General features: G+C 46.8%; 6 protein-coding genes. 1 reads left to right on the top strand and 5 read right to left on the bottom strand.

Annotated elements, in window-relative coordinates; all coding sequences use genetic code 11:
- Nucleotides 1-176: 176 nt before the first annotated feature.
- The 3 genes from clpB to rluD all read right to left on the bottom strand — a co-directional run bounded on the left by clpB (nucleotide 177) and on the right by rluD (nucleotide 4,562).
- The gene (gene clpB / locus HNR75_RS15265; protein WP_188027815.1) at nucleotides 177-2,759 is read right to left on the bottom strand and encodes an ATP-dependent chaperone ClpB; all 2,583 of its coding nucleotides are present in this window, start codon (nucleotides 2,757-2,759) and stop codon (nucleotides 177-179) included.
- A gap of 94 nt (nucleotides 2,760-2,853) precedes the next feature.
- Nucleotides 2,854-3,591 carry a peptidoglycan editing factor PgeF gene (gene pgeF, locus HNR75_RS15260; RefSeq protein WP_188027814.1) on the bottom strand — a complete coding sequence of 246 codons (738 nt, stop codon included), beginning with the start codon at nucleotides 3,589-3,591 and terminating at the stop codon, nucleotides 2,854-2,856.
- Entirely contained in the window at nucleotides 3,582-4,562 is a 981-nt protein-coding gene (rluD, locus tag HNR75_RS15255) for a 23S rRNA pseudouridine(1911/1915/1917) synthase RluD (RefSeq protein WP_188027813.1), read from the bottom strand. Before rluD ends, pgeF begins: the two co-directional genes overlap by 10 nt.
- 115 nt (nucleotides 4,563-4,677) lie before the next feature.
- Here rluD and HNR75_RS15250 point away from each other — a divergent pair, with 115 nt between their 5' ends.
- Nucleotides 4,678-5,439: an outer membrane protein assembly factor BamD gene (locus HNR75_RS15250; RefSeq protein WP_188027812.1), complete on the top strand. Its 762-nt coding sequence runs from the start codon at nucleotides 4,678-4,680 to the stop codon at nucleotides 5,437-5,439.
- A gap of 88 nt (nucleotides 5,440-5,527) precedes the next feature.
- Here the strand turns inward: HNR75_RS15250 and HNR75_RS15245 are convergent, their stop codons facing one another.
- Both HNR75_RS15245 and HNR75_RS15240 read right to left on the bottom strand, forming a co-directional pair.
- A complete protein-coding gene (locus HNR75_RS15245; protein WP_188027811.1) occupies nucleotides 5,528-5,989 on the bottom strand; it encodes a methylglyoxal synthase in 462 nt (153 codons plus the stop codon).
- 118 nt (nucleotides 5,990-6,107) lie between these two features.
- A partial coding sequence (locus tag HNR75_RS15240) for an EF-Tu C-terminal domain-related protein (RefSeq protein WP_484600388.1) occupies nucleotides 6,108-6,245 on the bottom strand: 138 nt, incomplete at its 5' end.

Raw genomic sequence — 6,245 nt, 5'->3', positions numbered from 1 at the left:
TTTACTGACGTAACTCGCTGATTCCTCAGTTCGTTGCGGCGTCTGCCGTGTCAGTGAGGGCGCATTATAGGGACCGAACTTTTTTGATCAACCCTATTTTTCAATTTTTCGTTCGTTCGGAGTTATTTTGAGCAAATTGGCTAATTAATCAGCCAATTTGCTCATTGCCAACAAGATTATGCTTGTTTTACTACAAGCTTGTCGTCGTGGATATCCAATACCAGCGTCTTACCCGGTAATATTTTTCCTGAGAGAATGTCTTGAGCTAGTGGATTTTCGACCTGCTGCTGGATAGCCCGTTTCAACGGACGAGCACCATATACCGGATCGAATCCTGATTGAGCCAAGTGCGTCAATAACGCATCATTCAGCTCTACCTTATAGCCAATATCTTCCAGGCGTTTCATCAGGCTACGCAACTGAATCTTCGCAATTGACTGGATGTGTTCCGCCCCCAACGGATGAAAGACAACTGTTTCATCAATACGGTTCAGGAATTCAGGACGGAAACTTCTGCCTAATACATCCATCAGCATTGATTTCATTTCCTGATATTCCATCAGATGATGATGTTCCTGGATCAAATCCGAACCCAGATTGGAAGTCATAATGACTACCGCATTCCGGAAATCAACCGTACGACCCTGACCATCAGTCAGGCGACCATCATCCAATACCTGCAACAAAATATTGAATACATCCGGATGAGCTTTTTCAACCTCGTCTAACAAGATAACAGAATAAGGTTTACGCCTTACCGTTTCCGTCAGATATCCCCCCTCTTCATACCCAACATATCCGGGAGGCGCACCGACCAGACGCGAAACAGAATGTTTCTCCATAAATTCGGACATATCAATCCGGACCATGGCATCCTGGGTATCAAACAGAAACTCAGCCAATGCTTTGCACAATTCAGTCTTACCAACACCTGTAGGACCAAGGAATAAAAATGAACCGATTGGCCGCATAGGGTCTGATAGCCCTGCCCGGCTTCTACGAATAGCATTAGCAACGGCACTCACTGCTTCATCTTGTCCAACTACACGCTGGTGAAGCTTTTCCTCCATATGCAGCAGTTTCTCTCGTTCACCCTCCAACATTCGGGCGACAGGGATACCCGTCCAACGCGATAACACTTCTGCAATTTCAGCATCAGTTACCCGATTTCGCAGTAATTTATGTTCCTGCTCCTGCATTTCGGCTTGTGAAGCCAGGGCGAGTTGTTTTTCCAGTTCAGGGATCTTGCCATAATGCAGTTCCGACATTTTAGCCAGGTCACCCGCACGGCGAGCAACGTCCAATTCCTGCCGGGCATGTTCCAATTCTGCTTTGATATGCTGCGTTCCGGCTAAAGTTGCTTTCTCCGCTTTCCATACCTCTTCCAACTCATTGTATTCACGATCCTTTTCTTCAATTTCCTTATTAATGATACTCAGGCGCTGGACACTGGCTGAATCAGACTCTTTCATTAACGCTTGCTGTTCCATCTTCAGCTGTACAATACGACGTTCTAGTCTATCCAGCTGTTCTGGTTTGGAATCAATCTGCAGGCGGATGCTGGCAGCAGCCTCATCAATCAGGTCAATCGCTTTATCTGGTAATTGTCGATCTGAAATATAACGATGTGACAAGGTTGCAGCTGCCACAATAGCCGGATCGGTGATCTGCACGTGATGATGCAACTCATAACGCTCTTTGAGACCACGCAGAATGGCAATGGTGTCTTCCACAGAAGGTTGATCAACCAGCACTTTCTGGAAACGGCGTTCCAGTGCGGCATCTTTTTCGATGTACTGCCGGTATTCATCCAGTGTAGTTGCTCCGACGCAGTGCAGCTCACCGCGAGCCAGAGCCGGTTTCAGCATATTTCCGGCATCCATCGCACCTTCTGCCTTACCTGCTCCCACCATGGTATGCAACTCATCGATAAACAGGATCACGTTACCTTCCTGTTTAGCCAGTTCATTAAGAACGCCTTTCAGCCGTTCCTCAAATTCACCACGGTATTTAGCTCCGGCCACTAACGCGCCCATATCCAATGAAAGCACACGCTTGTGTTTAAGCCCTTCAGGCACTTCACCATTAATAATGCGCTGGGCCAGCCCTTCGACAATGGCTGTTTTACCCACACCGGGTTCACCTATCAGCACCGGATTATTCTTGGTACGGCGTTGCAGCACCTGTACTGTGCGACGGATTTCTTCATCACGACCAATCACAGGGTCTAATTTGCCTTGTTCTGCCCGCTCAGTCAGATCAATAGTATATTTCTCCAACGCCTGGCGCTTCTCTTCTGCACCTGCATCTGTGACTTTTTCACCGCCACGAACTTTTTCGATAGCTTTTTCCAGTTTATCTTTAGTGACGCCTTGCTGACGCAGTAAGTCGCCTAATGCACCACGATCATCCAGTGCGGCCAGCAGGAACATCTCTGACGAAATAAACTGATCCTGACGCTGTTGAGCAAGCTTGTCGCACATATTCAACATTCGCCCCAGTTGTGATGATATCTGAATATCACCATCAACCCCGCTGACCCTAGGCAAACGATCCAACTCCTGAGTCAATCGGTTACGAAAATCATCAACTTTACAACCGACTACCGTTAGCAATGGACGAGTCGATCCACCTTGCTGATCCAGCAACGCAGCCATAATGTGAATGGGTTCAATAAATTGATGGTCTTTTCCCAAAGCCAGTGATTGGGCATCAGAAATGGCTTCCTGAAATTTGCTTGTGAGACGATCTAAACGCATCCCGGTACCTCTTATCTCGCTGATGTGATCGATAACCGATCATTTACTGTTGAGTATAAGATGGGGGTGCCGGGATGGCTTTCAAGAGGGGTGGTTAAGATTTAATCGTAAGCCAAATCAAGCCAGCCATTCTTCCTGTCTGGCCGTCTCGGCGGTAAGAGTAAAAGCGTTGTGGATCACTGAAAGTACACAGATCACCACCATAAATCGCGGTTACACCTGCAGCCTGGAGGCGCTGACGAGCCAGCATAAATAGGTTAGCCAGCCATTTTTCACCTTGCGGTTTGAAAGCCTGTTCAGCCTCGGCCGCATAATCAACAAATGCAGTTTTAACCTCGTTGCCCACTTCAAAAGCTGTCGGGCCAATCGTCGGGCCAATCCAAGCCAGAAGTTCATCAGGTGCGACTTGCATTGCCTCGATGGTTTTCTCCAGAATACCAGCACATAAACCACGCCAGCCAGCATGGGCAGTGGCAATAACTGTTCCGGCTTTATTACAGAACAGCACTGGCAAACAATCAGCTGTCATCACTGTTAATGCCAGCTCCCGCGTATGACTGACAGCGCCATCTGCCACGGGAGGAACGCTTAGCGACTCTTCAGCCTGGAAGATATCCGTACCATGTACCTGTGTCAGCCACAGAGGTGGATTGGTCAATCCCAACTGCTGCTGCAATTGCCGGCGATTTTTTTCTACGGATTCTTGGGCATCACCCACATGGGCACCCAGATTCAGGCCCTGGTATACTCCAGAGCTGAATCCGTTTTCCCTAGTGGTAAACACCGCGCGCACATTGGCTGGCGCAGGCCATTCAGGAACGATTAAACCCATACGATATCGTCCGGATGTTCCGCAGAATCAAGACGCAGTACTTCGATTAACTGAACCATGTCATCCGGGATCGGTGAATGCCATTCCATTTCTTCACCGGTGATAGGATGAACCAGCCGCAACATAGTGGCATGCAAAGCCTGACGACGGAATGTACGCAAGAAATCGCTCAGTTCAACAGAAGCATTGCGGATTGGACGCAACCGGCCACCATAGACAGGATCTCCCACCAACGCATGGTTAATGTGAGCCATATGCACACGAATCTGGTGTGTACGACCTGTTTCCAGACGGCAGCGTAAACGGGTATGGGCCCGGAACCGCTCTGCAACCCGGTAATGGGTAACAGCAGGTTTACCCATCGGGTTAACCGCCATCATGGTGCGTTGTGTAGAATGACGACTGATTGGCTCATCAACTGTGCCACCTGCGGTCATATGTCCTACTACGATAGCTTCATATTCACGAGTAATCCGGCGTTTTTGCAGTGCAGCAACCAGGCGGATCTGTGTTGGTATCGTTTTCGCGACAACCATCAGGCCAGTGGTCTCCTTATCCAAGCGATGCACTATACCCGCTCTGGGGACATCAGCAATTTCCGGATAACGATGTAGTAAAGCATTCAGCACAGTACCATCTGGCGTTCCGGCACCAGGATGTACAACCAAGCCGGCAGGCTTATCAATGACTAATAAATGCTCATCTTCATAGACAATATTGAGCGGAATGTCCTGAGCCTGCCAACGAGTATCTTCGGCCAACTCAGCGATTATTTCTACTTTCTGGCCATCCATAACCTTTTCTTTCGGCAATAGACAAATTTTGCCATCCAGTTGCACTTTACCTTCCAGTATCCATTCTTTAATACGGGTACGGGAATAATCAGTGAACAACTCAGCCAATACCTGATCAAGGCGTTTGCCTTCATGGTGTGGTTCGATGATGCCAGAAAGTTGTATAGGTTGACTCATGTCAGATCTCAATTAGTTAAACATGGCTTAGTGCCAAGAATGATGCATTCTATCTTTTCTTTTCTTTGAGCATAACGGATACTTCACATACCGAGGCAATATGAAGCTAATTTCGATGCAAAAAGTAGTGCGTTTTTTTCCGGTAATGCTGTTATCACTGTCGCTATTGGCCGGCTGCTCTTCATCATCTAACAAGCCCAAAGTGCCGGATGAGCCGCTGGAGGTTCTGTACAAACAGGCCCAAAGCAAATTGCACAATGGCGATTATGACAGAGCCGTAGATATTCTTGAGGCATTAGACTCTCGCTATCCTTTTGGTCCATATGCAAGTCAGGTACAGCTGCAGCTGATATACGCTTATTATAAAAAAGAAGATACCGCACAGGCGATTGCAAATATTGATCGTTTTTTGCGCCTGAATCCAACACATAAAGATGTAGATTACGTTTACTACATGCGTGGGTTAGCCAATATGCAGGAGGATTACAACTTCTTCCATGATAAATTTGGCATTGATCGTTCCGATCGCGATCCTCAGTATGCAAGACAGGCCTTCAAAGATTTTCAGCTGGTACTGAAACATTATCCGGATAGCCTATATGCCAGTGATGCCAGAGCCCGGGCAGTTTATCTCAAAAACCGACTGGCAAAACTTGATCTGGCAATTGCTGACTTTTATATGCGCCGTGAGGCGTGGCTGTCTGCAGCTAACAGAGCTAAATATTTGATTGAGAATTATCCTGATACTGAAATGACACAGCCAGCACTGGAGATCATGGTCCAGGCTTATGAGAAAATGAATCTCCCTGATTTGGCTAAACATGCCCGGCAAATGCTGATCACTAACTATCCTGATAGCAATTACATTCATCAGTAAACAGAATCCCTCCACAGTTAATACAAAAAAATAAAAAAGTACCTGAACAGGTACTTTTTTATTTTTCCAGATCACAACCTGGGAAAGCCTATTCTGTTCTGGATTTGATATAACCAGCATAGTCTGGGATTTCAACACTGAACTTCTTGTGCATGTGTGGTGAATCCATCAGAAAATCAGCTGTCGCCTGATTGGTAGCCATAGGAATATTCCAAACAGCCGCCAAACGCAATAAGGCCTTCACGTCTGGATCATGCGGAACAGCATTTAATGGATCCCAGAAGAAAATTAATACATCAATTTTGCCTTCCGCAATTAGCGCACCTAATTGTTGATCGCCACCCATAGGCCCTGACAGCAAACAAGTGATCGGCAAACCAGCTTCTTTACTCAGACGCGTACCCGTTGTGCCTGTCGCATACAAATGATGCAATTTCAGTTCTTCCGAACGAACTTTTACCCAATCAACCAATGCCTGTTTCATATTATCGTGCGCAACCAGTGCAACACGTTTATGTCCCGCCATTTCACGTTGAATCGTTGCCGCCATACCAATCCCTCTGGTAGTGATTAATGAATATTTAAAATGCGATAGCAGTATATATTTTCATTAAAAATAAAGGGCGACACGAGTCGCCCTTTATTATTTTCTTTTGTTAAAGCATCGATTATTCGATTACTTTAGCAACAACACCCGCGCCTACGGTACGACCGCCTTCACGGATTGCAAAACGCAGACCTTCATCCATCGCGATTGGGTGGATCAGGGTGACTACCATCTTGATGTTGTCGCCTGGCATTACCAT

The organism is Tolumonas osonensis (genome assembly GCF_014202415.1).
Taxonomy (GTDB): Bacteria; Pseudomonadota; Gammaproteobacteria; order Enterobacterales; family Aeromonadaceae; genus Tolumonas; species Tolumonas osonensis.
This window is presented reverse-complemented; position numbering and strand designations above follow the sequence as displayed.